At 59.4% G+C, this 16,728-nt stretch carries 21 protein-coding genes; 14 read left to right on the plus strand and 7 right to left on the minus strand.

The features are described from left to right. Positions 1-143 precede the first annotated feature (143 nt). Positions 144-599 carry a DUF2214 family protein gene (locus F8N96_RS14330; protein ID WP_150798488.1) on the plus strand — a complete coding sequence of 152 codons (456 nt, stop codon included), beginning with the start codon at positions 144-146 and terminating at the stop codon, positions 597-599. Positions 600-819: 220 nt separating this feature from the next. Here the strand turns inward: F8N96_RS14330 and csrA are convergent, their stop codons facing one another. After that, entirely contained in the window at positions 820-1,011 is a 192-nt protein-coding gene (gene csrA / locus F8N96_RS14335; protein ID WP_008028241.1) for a carbon storage regulator CsrA, read from the minus strand. A gap of 250 nt (positions 1,012-1,261) precedes the next feature. Between csrA and F8N96_RS14340 the strand changes: the two genes are divergently transcribed. After that, positions 1,262-1,627, plus strand: coding sequence for an SPOR domain-containing protein (locus tag F8N96_RS14340; RefSeq protein ID WP_150798345.1), 366 nt, complete (start codon positions 1,262-1,264; stop codon positions 1,625-1,627). 201 nt (positions 1,628-1,828) lie between these two features. On the opposite strand, the gene F8N96_RS14350 is transcribed toward F8N96_RS14340, so the two are convergent. The 3 genes from F8N96_RS14350 to F8N96_RS14360 form a co-directional block, all read right to left on the minus strand. Continuing rightward, complete coding sequence (locus F8N96_RS14350) at positions 1,829-2,518, minus strand: endonuclease (RefSeq protein WP_150798347.1); 690 nt, start codon at positions 2,516-2,518, stop codon at positions 1,829-1,831. 4 nt (positions 2,519-2,522) lie between these two features. Further along, positions 2,523-2,813 carry a DUF1654 domain-containing protein gene (locus tag F8N96_RS14355; protein ID WP_150798348.1) on the minus strand — a complete coding sequence of 97 codons (291 nt, stop codon included), beginning with the start codon at positions 2,811-2,813 and terminating at the stop codon, positions 2,523-2,525. A gap of 167 nt (positions 2,814-2,980) precedes the next feature. Further along, positions 2,981-4,069 carry an asparaginase gene (locus F8N96_RS14360; RefSeq protein WP_150798349.1) on the minus strand — a complete coding sequence of 363 codons (1,089 nt, stop codon included), beginning with the start codon at positions 4,067-4,069 and terminating at the stop codon, positions 2,981-2,983. A 459-nt stretch (positions 4,070-4,528) separates the two neighbouring features. Between F8N96_RS14360 and F8N96_RS14365 the strand changes: the two genes are divergently transcribed. From F8N96_RS14365 to F8N96_RS14395, 7 genes are all read left to right on the plus strand, one after another. After that, positions 4,529-5,485, plus strand: coding sequence for a sugar ABC transporter substrate-binding protein (locus F8N96_RS14365; protein WP_150763170.1), 957 nt, complete (start codon positions 4,529-4,531; stop codon positions 5,483-5,485). Positions 5,486-5,541: 56 nt separating this feature from the next. Continuing rightward, positions 5,542-7,095, plus strand: coding sequence for a sugar ABC transporter ATP-binding protein (locus F8N96_RS14370; protein WP_150798350.1), 1,554 nt, complete (start codon positions 5,542-5,544; stop codon positions 7,093-7,095). Beyond that, a complete protein-coding gene (locus tag F8N96_RS14375; protein WP_150763168.1) occupies positions 7,092-8,069 on the plus strand; it encodes an ABC transporter permease in 978 nt (325 codons plus the stop codon). Before F8N96_RS14370 ends, F8N96_RS14375 begins: the two co-directional genes overlap by 4 nt. A 3-nt stretch (positions 8,070-8,072) precedes the next feature. Continuing rightward, positions 8,073-9,092: a LacI family DNA-binding transcriptional regulator gene (locus F8N96_RS14380; RefSeq protein WP_150798351.1), complete on the plus strand. Its 1,020-nt coding sequence runs from the start codon at positions 8,073-8,075 to the stop codon at positions 9,090-9,092. An 89-nt stretch (positions 9,093-9,181) separates the two neighbouring features. Continuing rightward, positions 9,182-10,099, plus strand: coding sequence for a ribokinase (rbsK, locus tag F8N96_RS14385; RefSeq protein ID WP_150798352.1), 918 nt, complete (start codon positions 9,182-9,184; stop codon positions 10,097-10,099). Next, positions 10,096-10,500 (plus strand): D-ribose pyranase, encoded by a 405-nt coding sequence (gene rbsD, locus F8N96_RS14390; RefSeq protein WP_150798353.1) that lies wholly within the window; start codon positions 10,096-10,098, stop codon positions 10,498-10,500. Before rbsK ends, rbsD begins: the two co-directional genes overlap by 4 nt. A gap of 100 nt (positions 10,501-10,600) precedes the next feature. Then, a complete protein-coding gene (locus F8N96_RS14395) occupies positions 10,601-11,569 on the plus strand; it encodes a nucleoside hydrolase (protein WP_150798489.1) in 969 nt (322 codons plus the stop codon). Positions 11,570-11,600: 31 nt separating this feature from the next. On the opposite strand, the gene F8N96_RS14400 is transcribed toward F8N96_RS14395, so the two are convergent. After that, positions 11,601-11,813, minus strand: coding sequence for a hypothetical protein (locus F8N96_RS14400; protein ID WP_150798354.1), 213 nt, complete (start codon positions 11,811-11,813; stop codon positions 11,601-11,603). 132 nt (positions 11,814-11,945) lie between these two features. On the opposite strand from F8N96_RS14400, the gene F8N96_RS14405 reads away from it, so the two are divergent. Together F8N96_RS14405 and F8N96_RS14410 are read left to right on the plus strand one after the other, a co-directional pair. Continuing rightward, on the plus strand, positions 11,946-12,251 hold the full coding sequence (locus F8N96_RS14405; protein WP_150763162.1) for a hypothetical protein: 306 nt from the start codon (positions 11,946-11,948) through the stop codon (positions 12,249-12,251). Positions 12,252-12,416: 165 nt separating this feature from the next. Beyond that, positions 12,417-12,737 (plus strand): I78 family peptidase inhibitor, encoded by a 321-nt coding sequence (locus F8N96_RS14410; RefSeq protein ID WP_150743663.1) that lies wholly within the window; start codon positions 12,417-12,419, stop codon positions 12,735-12,737. A 70-nt stretch (positions 12,738-12,807) separates the two neighbouring features. Here F8N96_RS14410 and F8N96_RS14415 read toward each other — a convergent pair whose 3' ends face one another. Next, positions 12,808-13,020, minus strand: coding sequence for a cold-shock protein (locus tag F8N96_RS14415; protein WP_003179963.1), 213 nt, complete (start codon positions 13,018-13,020; stop codon positions 12,808-12,810). 292 nt (positions 13,021-13,312) lie between these two features. Continuing rightward, positions 13,313-13,615, minus strand: coding sequence for a hypothetical protein (locus F8N96_RS14420; RefSeq protein ID WP_150798355.1), 303 nt, complete (start codon positions 13,613-13,615; stop codon positions 13,313-13,315). Positions 13,616-13,988: 373 nt separating this feature from the next. Here F8N96_RS14420 and thrS point away from each other — a divergent pair, with 373 nt between their 5' ends. Genes thrS through rpmI form a run of 3 tightly spaced genes read left to right on the plus strand, consistent with a single transcriptional unit; the run spans position 13,989 to position 16,717 of the window. Continuing rightward, the gene (thrS, locus tag F8N96_RS14425) at positions 13,989-15,911 is read left to right on the plus strand and encodes a threonine--tRNA ligase (protein ID WP_150798356.1); all 1,923 of its coding nucleotides are present in this window, start codon (positions 13,989-13,991) and stop codon (positions 15,909-15,911) included. Continuing rightward, positions 15,911-16,462: a translation initiation factor IF-3 gene (infC, locus tag F8N96_RS14430; protein ID WP_169857083.1), complete on the plus strand. Its 552-nt coding sequence runs from the start codon at positions 15,911-15,913 to the stop codon at positions 16,460-16,462. The genes thrS and infC overlap by 1 nt, the downstream gene beginning before the upstream one ends. Before the next feature lie 60 nt (positions 16,463-16,522). Then, positions 16,523-16,717, plus strand: a complete 195-nt coding sequence (rpmI, locus tag F8N96_RS14435) for a 50S ribosomal protein L35 (protein WP_002553160.1) — start codon at positions 16,523-16,525, stop codon at positions 16,715-16,717. Positions 16,718-16,728: the final 11 nt, after the last annotated feature.

A 16,728-nucleotide genomic window follows, 5' to 3' on the forward strand; every position in this document is an offset into this window, starting at 1 on the left:
GCGCTTGTGGGGGGGAGTCTAGTCGCGATCCGCCTGGCGATTGACGCTTCGAGTGTTTGATGATTTTTCTGCGCGATGCACGTCCTTGTTTCATGCGCTACTACTCAAAGGCGGATTCATTTCGTCCTGACGGGAGTATTTCGATGCTGGCTCACTGGATTCTGGCGGCGGTTCATCTCTTGGCGTTTGCCCTGGGCTTCTGGGCGGTGCTCGCGCGTGGCACGGCACTTCGGCGCCTGGCCGCCGGGGCCGGGGAGGCCCGCAGTGTATTGATCGCGGACAATCTGTGGGGGATCTCGGCCGCCATTCTATTGATCACCGGTGGGATGCGAGCCTTTGGCGGCTACGAGAAGGGCACTGATTATTATCTTCATCAGCCGTTGTTTCACCTCAAATTGACATTATTCGTGCTTATTCTGGTGCTGGAAATCGCACCGATGGTGACGCTGGTCAAATGGCGGATGGCGCGGGCGCGGGGGGCGACGATCGATACCGGCCGTGCGCAGCTGTTTGCACGGATCAGTCATATCGAAGCGATGCTGGTGTTGCTGATGGTGGTGGCGGCCACGGGCATTGCGCGGGGTGTGACTTTTGGTTAGTCGAGCGCCAGGGTGCCCTTTTTCGGGGCGAGCCCGAAACGTCTGCCCTTCAGATGGTGAAGCTGGGCAGCAGGATCGGCTTCACGTTCTCGACTGCATCGCCCGTCAGTGCCATGGCCATCGAGAAGGGGTGTGAGAAATGAAAGTCGATGCGATGCATGAATCTCTAGCCAGCCATGGTTCCGGGGGTGAACGGGCTGGCTACCGACTACAGCAGGATTCAGGACTGCGGCTTGTCCGGGGCGGTCAGGCCAGCCTGGATACGCTGATAAATCTCTTCGCGGTGCACGGCAACGTCTTTCGGAGCGTTGATGCCGATCCTGACTTGTTGGCCGCTAACGCCCAGGATGGTGATCGTAATGTCATCACCAATATTTATGCTTTCACCGACTTTGCGGGTGAGTATCAGCATGGTCTTCTCCTTGATTGCTTTATGGGGCACCTGATTCGGACAGTGCAGAGGTCGGTGTTCTATATAGATTAGTGCGAAGTCTCACGGTTTGGGTGCCTCTTTCTGACGCGCAGATGCTGCATTAATTCCCAAGGCGTAACTATACAGAGGCCGCAACCATGATTCTCGTTGTTTTGAGTCGATTTTGCGGCACTCGGGAAGTATTCATGGATGCTAAAATCTGCGCTTTAGGCATTCAGAGGGCAGCGTTGTGCGCAAATTGGTCTTGGTATTCGCGGTACTGGCACTGGCGGGATGCGGTGAGGGCAAGCGCCCTGACGTGCCAAAGCCGCAGACGACAGCGGCGACCGCACCGGTGGAGGCCTCTGCACCAAAATGGGATCTGGAGGTGCGCGGTGAAATAACCCAGGCTGTCAGCGACCTCAGCGGCTGGCTGATCGAGCACAGTTTCGTTTCCAGTGTCGTCAAGGAAAATGGCAAGACGCGGATTCTGCTCGGACCATTCAATTCCAGGGCCGAGGCCGAAGCCAAACAGGCCGAAGTGGCCGCGGCGCTCACCCGGGCGAAAAAACAGAACATCGAATTGCTGGTCGTCGAACGCACGGCGCCCTTGTAGGAGCGAGCTTGCTCGCGAAGGCCTCAAGGGCGCCGCGTTCATTCAGAAGATACGCGTTATCGTTGATGCCCATCGCCTTTGTAGGAGCTAGCTTGCTAGCGAAGGTCTCAAGGGCGACGCGTTCATTCAGAAGATACGCGTTATCGTTGACCACCATCGCGAGCAAGCTTGCTCCTACACAGCAAAGATCTCAGCCAACGCTCAACCGCAGGCTTTCAAGTCCACCGGCCCGACAAACTCGTTGCCGCGTCCCATCACGCAGCCCACGCTCTGGTTGCGCTGACGTTCCCAGGCTTCTACCGGATAGGTTTTGTTCCAGGCTTCGTACAGCTGCCGATCCTGTTTCGACAGGCGCAAACCGTACTGCTTGCTCATGTAGAAATACGTCCGGGCAATCATGCCCCGAATGGAAGGGCGGGGCATGACCTTCTTTGCCTTGAAATCGACCTGGGTCAGGCACGAACCGTATTGACCGGTTTGCACCGGCAGCCAGCCGAAACTGAAGTTGCTGCGATCGCCATTCACCTCGCCGATGCTCGGCACCAGGTTATGCAGGTCGGCCTCGGCTTTCTGGTAGACCGGATCGTAGCGCGTGCAATTCTTGCGCCCGCCTTCCTGCCAGCACTGACGCTGATGGCCGATCTGCCAGGCCGGGACAATGTGTTCCCACTCGATGCGGGATGCGCGCTTGGCGTTTTTGCGCGGTATATAACCGCAGGCCGCCAGGTTGACCTTGTTGCCGGTGTATTTACAGCCGCAATAAAACTCGGTGGATTGCGGGGCGTACAGCTTCCAGGCGACTTTCTTGGCTTCGCTGAAGGTGCGTGGGGCGCCTGCCTGGGCGCCAAGGGTGATGAACAGAAACAGCACAGCAAACCAGCGGACACTCATCGACTCAATCTTCCTTCGGCACAACCCAGAAAATCTGCACGCCGCCATCGTCGCGATAGGCGAGGGTGACGTTGTCGTTCTCATCGATTTCTTCGAGCAATTGTTCCCACTCGTCCATGGGTTCGTCCGGCAGACGGAAGATCAATGCGGCTTTGGCTTTTTGCGCGGTGGGGGAGTTGATGATTTTCTGAACGCGCAGACCCATGCGTGTGTAGGCGTCGGGAGAAACAGAGTTAGAGGCCACGGAATTATCCTTATTAAGCTGTACGTGCATACAGTATTTAACTGTAGGCATTTTCGCAACTACTTAAAATTCAAGAAAATCCTCTGACAGCTGTTTTTTCCGTTTGGTGTAGGAAGGCGGCAAATTTTTATCGGAGTATCGGAAGGCGGTGATAACCACTCGCCAAAGGGCGAGTGGTCAGCGCGATGCCCGACCGGAACCGGTCAGGCGAGGGCGAATCAGTATTCCCAGAACATCCGTTGCAGCTCTTTGCTGTCAGTGGTCTTGGTCAGCGCGACCATGGCCAGGATGCGAGCCTTCTGCGGGTTCAGGTCGTGGGCCACGACCCAGTCATACTTGTCGTCAGGCTGTTCGGCGTTGCGCAGCACGAAGCCGCCGGCGTTGACGTGGGAGGAACGGATGATTTGCACGCCATCCTTGCGCAAGGCCTGCAGGGCTGGCACCACCCGCGAAGACACCGAACCGTTGCCGGTACCGGCGTGGATGATGGCTTTGGCGCCCGACTGCGCCAGGGCTTTGTAGGCGGTATCGCTCACGTTGCCGTAGGAGTAGGCGATTTCGACGTTCGGCAGGCTCTCGATGGTTTTGATGTCGAATTCCGAATCCATGGTGTGGCGCTTGGCCGGCAGGCGGAACCAGTAGGATTTACCTTCTACGACCATGCCCAGCGGGCCCCAGGCACTTTTGAACGCTTCGGTCTTGATGTTGATCATCTTGCTGACGTCGCGACCCGACTGGATTTCGTCGTTCATGGTCACCAGTACGCCTTTGCCCCGGGCTTCTTTGCTGCTGGCCACGGCCACGGCGTTGTACAGGTTGAGCATGCCGTCGGCGGACATTGCGGTGCCCGGGCGCATGGAACCGACGACGATGATCGGCTTGTCGGTTTTTTCCACCAGGTTCAGGAAGTAGGCGGTTTCTTCCAGGGTGTCGGTGCCGTGGGTGATGACGATGCCATCGACGTCGTTGCTGTCGGCCAGTTCAGCCACGCGACGACCCAGCTGAAGCAGGTTGTCGTTGGTGATGCTTTCCGAGGCAATCTGCATGACCTGTTCGCCGCGAACATTGGCCAGCTGGCTCAGTTCCGGGACCCCGGCGATCAGTTGTTCGATGCCGACTTTCGCCGCCTGGTAGGTCGCGCTGTTGGCTGCGCTGGCACCGGCGCCGGCAATGGTGCCGCCGGTGGCCAGGATCACCACGTTGGCCAGTTTTTGTTGGGTTTCTGCTTCCTTGGCCTGAAGGGCGGTGGGCAGGAGTAACAGGAGGGCCAAGGCGCCCGGAACGAAGGTCTTGAAAACAGATGTCATTATTTTTCTCTCTAGTAGTCAGACGGTGCTGATGCAGGTTCATCTAGATACGGCCCAAGGCGATCTGAACGCGTGGGGTGTAGAGAGGGAGCAGGATTCGTACCAGACATTCCTTGTATTGGAAATAACTCGTAACCTAATGATTTGTATCATTATTTCTTAAACATTTTTAAACGGGCCAGCGTTGGGTCGTCCGGATTTCCGAACAGCGGTGGGCATTCGTGTTCGGCTCTCCGAGCGCGCCGTTCTCTGAAAGCGTTTGTCGGTTATCAGGAAAGGCCCTGTTTGTGAAATTCAAAAACACAAAACAACACTTTCCCATCGTTGACAATTGAAGGCTGGATTCGCATAGTTCAATCCGCAAACGTTTGCGCGATGCTGTCGATGGCTTGCCCAACGGCAGGCGCCCTGTTCCAGTGCAAGCGTTGCTCACAATAATCATAAGATCGGAGTGAACCCATGAAGCTGCCATTCGCTGGACGTCTTCTTGCTGTCGCTATGCTGGCTGCCGCATCCGCCGCGCTGCCTGTCTCCTCGGCGTTCGCCGAAACCCCTGAAAAGCCCAAAGTCGCGCTGGTCATGAAATCCCTGGCCAACGAATTCTTCCTGACCATGGAAGACGGCGCCAAGGCCTACCAGAAAGACCACTCCGGCGACTTCGAGCTGATCTCCAATGGCATCAAGGACGAAACCGATACGGCGAACCAGATCCGTATCGTCGAGCAGATGATCGTGTCCAGGGTCAATGCGCTGGTCATCGCGCCGGCGGACTCCAAGGCCATGGTGCCGGTGATCAAGAAAGCGGTGGATGCCGGCATCACCGTGGTCAACATCGATAACCAGCTGGACCCGGCGGTGGTCAAAAGCAAAAACATCACGGTGCCGTTCGTAGGCCCGGATAACCGCAAGGGCGCGCGTCTGGTGGGTGAGTACCTGGCCAAACAGCTGAAGGCCGGTGACGAAGTCGGCATCATCGAAGGCGTCTCCACCACCACCAACGCCCAGGCCCGCACCGCAGGCTTCAAGGAGGCGATGGCAGCGGCGCAGATCAAGGTCGTCTCGTTGCAATCCGGCGATTGGGAAATCAACAAGGGCAACCAGGTTGCCGCCGCCATGCTCAGCGAATACCCGAACATCAAGGCCCTGCTGGCGGGCAACGACAGTATGGCCGTCGGCGCGGTGTCTGCCGTGCGTGCCGCCGGCAAGGCCGGCAAGGTACAAGTGGTCGGTTACGACAACATCAACGCCATCAAGCCCATGCTCAAGGACGGTCGTGTGCTGGCCACCGCTGACCAGTTCGCGGCAAGGCAGGCCGTGTTCGGCATCGAGACGGCGCTGAAGATCATCAAGGGTGAGAAAGTCGACGGCGGCGTCAATGGCGTCATTGAAACGCCGGTAGAGTTGGTGACCCGGTAGTCCTTCTGGCGATACAAACTGTGCTCATCCGTAGGGGCGGGCACGTGGAGCGTTTTATGTCAGTTTTCGCCCCGAACGCTGTCCTCTCGGTCAGCGGCATCGGCAAGACCTACGCCCAACCGGTCCTGACCGGCATCGACCTGACGCTGATGCGCGGTGAAGTGCTGGCGCTGACCGGCGAGAACGGCGCGGGCAAAAGCACGCTGTCGAAGATCATAGGCGGGCTGGTCGCGCCGACCACCGGCCAGATGCAGTTCCAGGGCCAGGCGTATCGTCCTGGCAGCCGCACCCAGGCTGAAGACCTGGGCATCCGCATGGTCATGCAGGAACTCAATCTGCTGCCGACCCTGTCGGTGGCGGAAAACCTGTTTTTGCACAACCTGCCCAGCCATGGCGGCTGGATCAGCCGCAAGCAACTGCGCCAGGCGGCGATCGAGGCCATGGCTCAGGTCGGGCTCGACGCAATCGATCCGGATACCCTGGTCGGCGAACTCGGCATCGGCCACCAGCAGATGGTGGAGATCGCGCGCAACCTGATCGGCGATTGCCATGTGCTGATTCTCGACGAACCGACCGCGATGCTCACCGCCCGGGAAGTGGAGATGTTGTTCGAGCAGATCAGCCGCCTGCAGGCGCGCGGCGTTTCGATCATCTACATTTCCCATCGCCTTGAAGAACTGGCGCGGGTCGCCCAGCGCATCGCGGTATTGCGTGACGGCAACCTGGTCTGCGTCGAGCCGATGGCCAATTACACCAGTGAGCAACTGGTCACCTTGATGGTCGGTCGTCAACTCGGCGAACACATCGACATGGGCCCGCGGCAGATCGGCGCTCCAGCGTTGACGGTCACAGGCCTGACCCGTTCGGACAAGGTTCGCGACGTGTCCTTTGAAGTGCGTGCCGGCGAGATCTACGGAATTTCCGGCTTGATCGGGGCAGGGCGCACCGAGTTGCTGCGCCTGATTTTCGGCGCTGATGCAGCAGACAGCGGCACCGTTGCATTGGGCTCGCCGGCGCAAGTCGTGAGCATCCGTTCACCGGCGGATGCGGTCGGTCATGGCATCGCCCTGATCACCGAAGACCGTAAGGGCGAAGGCCTGCTGCTGACCCAGTCGATCAGCGCCAATATCGCCCTGGGCAATATGCCGGTGATTTCCAGCGGCGGCTTCGTCAACAACGGTGACGAGATCGCCTTGGCCCAGCGTCAGATCGATGCCATGCGCATCCGCAGTTCCAGCCCCACGCAGTTGGTGTCGGAACTGTCTGGCGGCAACCAGCAGAAAGTCGTGATCGGTCGCTGGCTGGAGCGCGACTGCTCGGTGATGCTGTTCGACGAGCCGACCCGCGGCATCGACGTCGGTGCCAAGTTCGACATCTATGCCTTGCTCGGCGAGTTGACCCGTCAGGGCAAGGCGCTGGTGGTGGTGTCCAGCGACCTGCGCGAATTGATGCTGATCTGCGACCGCATCGGCGTGCTCTCGGCGGGGCGTCTGATCGACACCTTCGAGCGTGACAGCTGGACCCAGGATGACTTGCTCGCCGCCGCATTCGCCGGCTATCAACAACGTGATGCGTTGCTCAACGAAGCAGCGCCCAGGGATCTTTCATGACAAGTGCAACGTCCGTCGGCAAACGCAGTGGCAACTTTTACGGCCTCGGTACCTACCTGGGCCTGGCCGGTGCCTTGCTGGCCATGGTCGCGCTGTTCTCGGTCCTGAGCAGCCATTTCCTGTCGTACGACACCTTCAGCACCCTGGCCAACCAGATCCCGGACCTGATGGTGCTGGCGGTCGGCATGACGTTCGTGTTGATCATCGGCGGCATCGACCTGTCGGTCGGTTCGGTGCTGGCGCTCGCGGCATCGACGGTCAGCGTGGCGATTCTCGGCTGGGGCTGGAGCGTACTGCCGGCGGCGCTGTTGGGCATGGGCGCCGCAGCGTTGGCGGGGACCATTACCGGCTCGATCACCGTCGCCTGGCGGATTCCGTCGTTCATCGTGTCCCTCGGCGTGCTGGAAATGGCCCGCGGCGTGGCGTATCAGATGACCGGGTCGCGCACGGCCTACATAGGTGACGCCTTCGCCTGGCTGTCCAACCCGATCGTCTTTGGCATCTCGCCGTCGTTCATCATCGCCTTGCTGATCATCTTCATCGCCCAGGCCGTGCTGACCCGTACCGTGTTCGGTCGCTACCTGATCGGCATCGGCACCAACGAAGAGGCGGTGCGCCTGGCCGGGATCAATCCAAAACCCTACAAGATCCTGGTGTTCAGCCTGATGGGGCTGCTGGCCGGTATCGCCGCGCTATTTCAGATTTCCCGGCTGGAAGCGGCGGACCCGAATGCCGGCTCCGGCCTGGAGCTGCAAGTGATCGCCGCGGTGGTGATCGGCGGCACCAGCCTGATGGGTGGCCGCGGGTCGGTCATCAGTACCTTCTTCGGCGTGCTGATCATTTCGGTACTGGCCGCCGGCCTGGCGCAGATCGGCGCGACCGAACCCACTAAACGCATCATCACCGGCGCGGTCATCGTGGTGGCGGTGGTGCTCGATACTTATCGCAGTCAGCGCGCAAGCCGGCGGACCTGAGTCATGGCAACAATCAAGGATGTAGCAGCGCTGGCGGGAATTTCCTACACCACGGTGTCCCATGTGGTGAACAAGACCCGGCCGGTCAGCGAAGAAGTGCGGGTCAAGGTCGAGGCAGCGATCAAGACGCTCGACTACGTGCCCAGCGCGGTGGCCCGCTCGCTCAAGGCCAAGACCACGGCGACCATCGGCCTGTTGGTGCCCAATAGTCTCAATCCGTACTTCGCCGAACTGGCGCGGGGTATCGAGGACTGCTGCGAGCGCAATGGCTATTGCGTGATCCTGTGCAATTCCGACGACAACCCGGACAAGCAGCGCAGCTACCTGCGGGTGCTGTTGGAGAAGCGTATCGACGGCTTGATCGTGGCGTCGGCCGGCGGCGACACGGGACTGGCGCAAGGCCTGGCGGGCGTGCGCACGCCGATGGTGATCGTCGACCGGGGGCTGGAAGGCGTCGATGCCGACCTGGTGCGCATCGATCACGAGTACGGCGCCTACCTCGCGACCCGGCACCTGCTGGAACTGGGGCATCGGGACATTGCCACCATCGGCGGCCCGGCGAATACCAGCGTGGCGCAGATGCGCCTGGCCGGATATTGCCGCGCCTTGCAGGAGGCCGGTGTCACCGTGCCTCGCGAACGCATGCTGGAAAGCGATTTCACCAGCACCGGCGGCTACAATGCCGCCGCGATCCTGCTGGAGAAGAACCCGCCCAGCGCCATCTTCGCCGGCAACGACATGATCGGCATCGGCGTGCTGCGAGCCGCCGCCGAGCGCAATATTCGAGTACCGAGCGAATTGTCGGTGATCGGCTTCGACGATATCCAGATGAGCCGTTATGTCTACCCGGCGCTGACCACCGTCGGCCAGTCGATCCTGCAACTCGGCGAGATGGCCGCTGAAGTGCTGTTGCGCCGGATCGCTACGCCGGCCATGGCCACCGATCAACGGATCGTGACGCCCAGTATTGTCCTGCGCGAATCGACGGCGCCGCTGGCCGGGGTGTTTGACCAATACCGTTGAATCGAAAGCTCCACTGAACCGAAAGCACCGTTGAACCGAACGCTCCAAAAAAACGAAAGCTCCGCTGAAACCGAATTGATGAGTGATGTATGCCCGCAAAAGTAGTGGTGATAGGCAGCCTGAACATGGATCTGGTAACCCGGGCGCCGCGGCTGCCCCGTGGCGGCGAAACGCTGATTGGCCAGTCGTTTGCCACGGTCTCCGGTGGCAAGGGGGCGAATCAGGCGGTGGCCGCGGCTCGGCTGGGCGCGCAGGTGTCGATGGTCGGTTGTGTCGGCAACGATGCCTATGGCGAACAGCTGCGCGGGGCGTTGTTGACCGAGCAGATCGATTGCCAGGCGGTCAGTGTGGTGGACGATTCCAGCGGCGTGGCGTTGATCGTGGTTGACGACAACAGTCAGAACGCGATCGTGATTGTCGCCGGTGCCAACGGCGCGTTGACACCGGAAGTGATCGACCGTTTCGACGCGGTGTTGCAGGCGGCGGATGTGATCATCTGTCAGCTGGAAGTGCCGGATGCCACGGTCGGCCATGCGCTCAAGCGCGGCCGTGAGTTGGGCAAGACCACGATCCTCAACCCGGCGCCGGCCAGTCGCCCGCTGCCGGCGGACTGGTACGCGGCCATCGATTACCTGATTCCCAACGAAAGCGAAGCCTCGGCCCTCAGCGGTGTGCCCGTGGACTCCCTGGACACCGCCAAAACGGCCGCCGCCCGCTTAATCGCCCTGGGGGCCGCCAAGGTGATCATCACCCTGGGTGCGCAGGGCTCGCTGTTTGCCAGCGGCACCGGCTTCGAACATTTTCCGGCGCTGCAGGTAAAGGCCGTCGATACCACTGCGGCCGGCGACACCTTCGTCGGTGGTTTCGCCGCAGCGCTGGCGGCCGGCCAAAGCGAAGCCGAGGCCATCCGCTTCGGCCAGGTGGCTGCGGCGCTGTCGGTGACCCGTGCCGGTGCGCAACCCTCGATTCCCACCTTGTCCGACGTCCAGGCGTTCAAAGCACCATGAAGAAGACACCCTTGCTCAACATCGCGCTGTCGCGACTGATCGCCTCCCTGGGCCATGGCGACAGGGTGGTGATTGGCGATGCCGGCCTGCCGGTGCCACCGGGCGTCGAACTGATCGACCTGGCGCTGACCCACGGCATTCCGGATTTCGTCGGCACCTTGAAGGTCGTGCTCAGCGAGATGCAGGTCGAAAGCCATGTACTGGCGCAAGAGATTCTGGACAGGAAACCCTCGGCACTGGCGACCCTGGATGAGCTGGATGCCGAAGGTGCATTGGGGCTGCGTGAGTGGCTGAGCCATGAACAATTCAAAGTCCTCAGCCGTCAGGCGCGGGCGATTGTTCGCACGGGTGAATGTCAGCCGTACTGCAACATCATTCTGGTGGCCGGGGTCACGTTTTAAAATGGCCACGTTTTGACCGTTGATGCTTCATGCACCAAGCGTGCGCGAGCCACCGCTATGCTCAGCCCCTGCACCTGCTACGGAGTCTCTTTTGTCCCTGATGACCGCAACAAGCGCCCAGGCGGCGCAAAGCATCGACCTGATCATCGACACCGACCCGGGGGCCGACGACGTGGTGGCCTTGCTGTTGGCCCTGGCGTCGCCGCAAGAACTGAACATTCTTGCGCTGACCACCGTCGCCGGCAATGTTCGCCTGGACAAGACGTCGCGCAATGCGCGGCTGGCCCGCGAGTGGGCAGGGCGCGAGGAGGTGCCGGTGTATGCGGGCGCGCCGAAACCGCTGCTGCGCACGCCGATCTACGCCGAGGACATCCATGGCATGGAAGGCTTGTCGGGTGTCGCCGTCTACGAGCCGAAGGCGGGCCTGGCCGAAGGGGGCGCGGTCAACTACCTGATCGAGACCTTGAAGGCCGCCAGGCCCCACAGCATCACCATCGCCATGCTCGGTCCGCAGACCAACCTGGCGCTGGCCTTGATCCAGGCGCCCGGAATCGTGCAGGGCATCAAGGAAGTGGTGGTCATGGGCGGTGCGCACTTCAACGGCGGCAATATCACCCCGGTGGCCGAGTTCAACCTGTTCGCCGACCCGCAGGCGGCCGAGGTCGTGCTCAACAGTGGGGTGAAGCTGACCTACCTGCCGCTGGACGTGACCCACAAGATGCTCACCAGCGAGGCACGCCTGACGCAGATCGCGGCGATCAACAATGCTGCCAGCAAGCGGGTGAGCGATATTCTCAATGAGTACGTCAAAGGCGACATGGAACATTACGGCCTTGCGGGTGGCCCGGTGCATGACGCCACGGTCATCGCCTACCTGCTAAAGCCGGAGCTGTTCACCGGTCGTTCGGTGAACGTGGTGGTCGACAGCCGTGAAGGCCCGACCTTCGGCCAGACCATCGTCGACTGGTATGACGGCCTGAAGGCACCGAAGAATGCGTTCTGGGTTGAAAACGGCGACGCCCAGGGCTTTTTTGACCTGCTGACCGAGCGCCTGGCTCGTCTGAAATAAACGACCGGCCCGCAGGTGCCAGCCTGCGGCCTCAGTTCCTGGCTGTCTGCGCGATGCCCAGGTAATTTTCCGGGTACTTTTCGAACACCTGCGTGATGAATGAGCGGGAGGCTTCGGTTCCCAGCTCCTTGACCAATAGATCGATCGCAATGATTGCCAACTCTTCCGGGCTGCCGGGGCTGTAGGAGCTATGGCCCTGAGGCCAGCTGGCTTTGATGTCGGCGTCGATGCGTACGGTGGTCATGGGGGTGCTCGTGAAGTCGGAAAAGTCTGAGTGTGAAGTTAACCATTTTGCGCGACGTTTGGCACTCCGACTTAGGCATGAGAGGAGGGCTATGCGACACTTGGCCTTTGATGGACTTTCAAGGACCGTGCTCTGCAGATCGATTTGAACACCCCAGACGGCTTGACCCTTGACGCCGTGCGCCAGCTGCTGGCCTCTGCCAGCGATGATGAGCACACGCAACTGCGGGTCACCAAGGGCGGCATCGCCTATATTTCGTCGGGCGTCGTGGGAGGCACCGATATCGACGGGCTGTTGTTTCGCCTGGAAACCTGGGCCAAAGGCTCCGGTTATGTCGGGCGTGTCGCGGCCAGCGACGAGGTCTGGGTCATGCAGATCTTCAATGCGCTGAAACAGAACTGGCCGAATCCGCCTTTCGATTACATCGACGTCTATTGAGACTTGTTCATATTCAGTCATGATTACGCGGTGGACAGTCGCGGATGCTCAGGCAAACTCGCCGCTTTTCATGATCGAGGGCAGGGTGTTAGCACGCCCCGGGAAACCAAACGCCAGATTGGCGGTCGCACGATCTCAGCTCAACTATTGAAAAAAGGAGGCTTCATGCCTTGGAAGCTCGCGTCATTGGGTACTTTGCTGGCCGCTGCCATGTTGGCCGGTTGCAGCACTACCTCCACCGAGTCGACAACAGACCCTGTCACCACCACTGACACGGGGCACAGCCGTTGTGAGGCAAAAGCTGCCGAATTCACCATAGGCAAAAAGGCTTCGCCCGAACTGCTGGAGCAGGCACGTACCCGTGCAGGCGCACAGAACGCACGCTTCCTCCTGCCCACCGACATGGTGACGCTGGAGTACCGCTCCGATCGCCTGAACCTGAACACCGATGCCAGCCGGGTGGTCACCCGCGTCAACTGCGGCTGATCGCTTCGCTTTGGTTGCGCCCATAAAAAACCCCGTCACATGGACGGGGTTTTTTTAGTGCGCCAGAAACTTACTCTGGGCGGACTTGTGCAGCTTGCATACCCTTTTGGCCTTTCTCAGCCACGAAGGAAACGGTCTGGCCTTCTTTCAGGCTTTTGAAACCGTCGCTTTCGATAGCTTTGAAGTGTACGAACAGGTCGTCACCGCCACCTTGAGGAGTGATGAAGCCGAAGCCTTTTTCATCGTTGAACCATTTAACGGTGCCGGTTTGGCGATTAGACATGGTGTATCTCCAAGAAACATATATTTTCAGTAGTGCTGTGCTGCTCAGGCCAACTGGGCACACCGGGGTATCATAGTCGAAATGTTCGCTTTGGGAGCCCCCCGGACGTGCTGTTTGTCCTACAGTAGCGCATTCTTTGTTGCTTTGTATGGCTGAAAGCCCCGGTTTTAAAGGCTTTCAGCCGAAAGTAAAGACGATAAAAAAAGCTGTAAAACCTGTAAAAATCGTAGGAAAAAACCCTTTTCAGTGGTTTTTCATCGTCGATTGAGGCCTCGAAAGCCGTCAGTCAGGCTTACTGTTTCGCCTTGGGAGGAGCCTTGCACGAAGCGATTTTCGTCAGTGCTTTCTGTTTCAGGGCGTCATTGGCCGTGTTGTCCATCAAGGCCTGGATGTCGCTGGCCGGGTAGGATTGGATCGCATCGGCCCCGCAGGCGCAGTGAGATTTCGCTGCGGCCGCGCCGATCTGCGGGGTGGCTGCCTCGGTGCACTGAGCCATGTATTTCTCGCGCTCGCCCTTTGGCCAATCGGCATGGGCGGCCAGCGGCAGCAGCAGGACGACGGGGGCGATTACCGCAAATAAACGATTCAGACGCATGCTCGGATGCTCCTTGTGGGTCAATGTCTTGTTATCTGAGGGGTAAAGCGGGGTTCAAGTTCAGCACTCTGGCATAAAAACCGTTGATTTGCCCCCGTAGCCGTCCCGCTGCGGCGACGACCGTTCATCTGTGCTAGCATGCCACGCTCGGGCGTTTGCAGGCTCCGGATGACCTTCAGTCCCGGTGGCGGCAAAGGCGCGAATAACCCTGATTTGAATCCCAGTCACTCTGGTTCGGTTTTCCGGTTGGCCGCAAGGCTCCTGCCGCTGTAAGGCAGGCGTTCGTCATTGAATGGCCTGGACCGGATCTTGTACTGGCTCATCCCAACCCACGTGACCTTTGGTAGGGGTCACCACTAGGAGAGGAGGCGCCATGCCAACTATTACTCTTCCCGACGGCAGTCAACGTTCATTCGATCACCCGGTTTCCGTAGCCGAGGTCGCCGCCTCCATTGGTGCCGGCCTGGCCAAGGCCACCGTGGCCGGCAAGGTCGATGGCAAGCTGGTCGACGCCAGCGACCTCATCGACAGCGATTCCACGCTGCAAATCATTACGCCAAAGGATGAAGAGGGGCTGGAGATCATTCGCCACTCTTGCGCCCACCTGGTTGGCCACGCGGTCAAGCAGCTGTACCCGACGGCCAAAATGGTCATCGGCCCGGTCATCGACGAAGGCTTCTATTACGATATCGCCTTCGAACGTCCTTTCACTCCGGACGACCTGGCCGCCATCGAACAGCGCATGCAGCAGCTGATCGAAAAAGATTACGACGTGATCAAGAAAGTCACTCCGCGTTCCGAAGTGATCGAAGTGTTCAAGGCCCGCGGCGAAGACTACAAGCTGCGCCTGGTCGAAGACATGCCGAACGAGCAGGCCATGGGCCTGTACTATCACGAAGAATACGTCGACATGTGCCGCGGTCCGCACGTGCCGAACACGCGCTTCCTCAAATCCTTCAAGCTGACCAAGTTGTCCGGCGCCTACTGGCGTGGCGATGCCAAGAACGAGCAATTGCAGCGCGTCTACGGCACCGCATGGGCCGACAAGAAGCAGCTGGCAGCTTATATCCAGCGCATCGAAGAAGCCGAGAAGCGCGATCACCGCAAGATCGGCAAGCGCCTGGGCCTGTTCCACACCCAGGAAGAGTCGCCGGGCATGGTGTTCTGGCACCCGAACGGCTGGACCCTGTACCAGGTGCTCGAGCAGTACATGCGCAAGGTTCAGCGCGACAACGGTTACCTGGAGATCAAAACTCCTCAGGTCGTTGACCGCAGCCTGTGGGAGAAATCCGGGCACTGGGCCAACTACGGCGACAACATGTTCACCACCCAGTCGGAAAACCGCGACTACGCGATCAAGCCGATGAACTGCCCGTGCCACGTGCAGGTGTTCAACCAGGGCCTGAAAAGCTACCGCGAGCTGCCGATGCGCCTGGCCGAATTCGGTGCCTGTCACCGTAACGAGCCATCGGGTGCGCTGCACGGCATCATGCGCGTGCGTGCCTTCACCCAGGACGACGCCCACATCTTCTGCACCGAAGAGCAGATGCAGGCCGAATCCGCTGCGTTCATCAAGCTGACCATGGACGTTTACGCCGATTTCGGCTTCAAAGACGTCGAGATGAAGCTGTCCACTCGTCCGGAAAAACGCGTCGGTTCCGACGAACTGTGGGATCGCGCCGAAGCGGCATTGGCTGCAGCCCTTGATAGTGCTGGGCTGCCGTACGATCTGCAGCCGGGCGAGGGTGCGTTCTACGGTCCGAAGATCGAGTTCTCGCTGAAAGATTGCCTTGGCCGTGTCTGGCAATGTGGTACCCTTCAGCTCGATTTTAACCTGCCTATCCGTCTGGGAGCCGAATACGTCTCCGAAGACAACAGTCGCAAGCACCCGGTGATGTTGCACCGGGCGATCCTGGGCTCCTTCGAACGTTTCGTCGGAATCCTGATCGAGCACTACGAGGGTGCGTTCCCCGCGTGGCTGGCTCCGACCCAGGCAGTGATCATGAATATCACTGATAAACAGGCCGATTTTGCCGCCGAGGTTGAAAAAACCCTCAACGAAAGCGGATTTCGTGCCAAGTCTGACTTGAGAAATGAAAAGATCGGCTTTAAAATCCGCGAGCATACGTTGCTCAAGGTTCCTTATCTCTTGGTTATCGGAGATCGGGAAGTCGAGATGCAGACTGTCGCTGTGCGTACTCGTGAAGGTGCTGACCTGGGCTCGATGCCCGTCGCCCAGTTCGCTGAGTTTCTCGCGCAAGCGGTTTCCCGGCGTGGTCGCCCAGATTCGGAGTAATTACTATTAAGCGTGAAATGAGACAAGATAAACGAGCTGCACCGAAAGCCCCGATCAACGAGAATATCTCGGCACGCGAGGTTCGGTTAATTGGAGCTGAGGGTGAACAGCTTGGGATTGTGTCAATTGAAGACGCGCTTCTTAAGGCTGAAGAGGCCAAACTGGATCTGGTGGAGATTTCCGCCGATGCAGTACCCCCTGTTTGCAAACTGATGGACTACGGCAAATCGATCTTCGAGAAGAAGAAGCAGATTGCCGCGGCCAAGAAAAACCAGAAGCAGATTCAGGTTAAAGAAATCAAGTTTCGTCCAGGGACGGAGGAAGGGGATTACCAGGTAAAACTGCGCAACCTGGTACGTTTCCTGAGTGATGGGGACAGGGCCAAGGTATCCTTGCGATTCCGCGGCCGTGAGATGGCCCACCAGGAGCTGGGGATGGAACTGCTCAAGCGGGTTGAAGGTGACTTGCTCGAGTACGGTTCGGTCGAACAGCATCCTAAGATGGAAGGACGCCAGCTGATCATGGTCATCGCCCCGAAAAAGAAGAAGTAATCAACAGGGCACGGCAGGCCTTGCGATTATGTTTATCAACTGAATGCGGAGTATCCGAACATGCCAAAGATGAAAACTAAAAGTGGTGCTGCTAAGCGGTTTCTGAAAACTGCTAACGGTATCAAGCACAAGCACGCTTTCAAGAGCCACATCCTGACTAAAATGTCGACCAAGCGTAAGCGTCAACTGCGCGGTAGCAGCTTGCTGCATCCGTCTGACGTGGCAAAAGTCGAGCGCATGCTGCGCCTTCGTTAATTTTAGTCAAG

Source organism: Pseudomonas fluorescens, from assembly GCF_902497855.1.
Lineage (GTDB): Bacteria > Pseudomonadota > Gammaproteobacteria > Pseudomonadales > Pseudomonadaceae > Aquipseudomonas > Aquipseudomonas fluorescens_BI.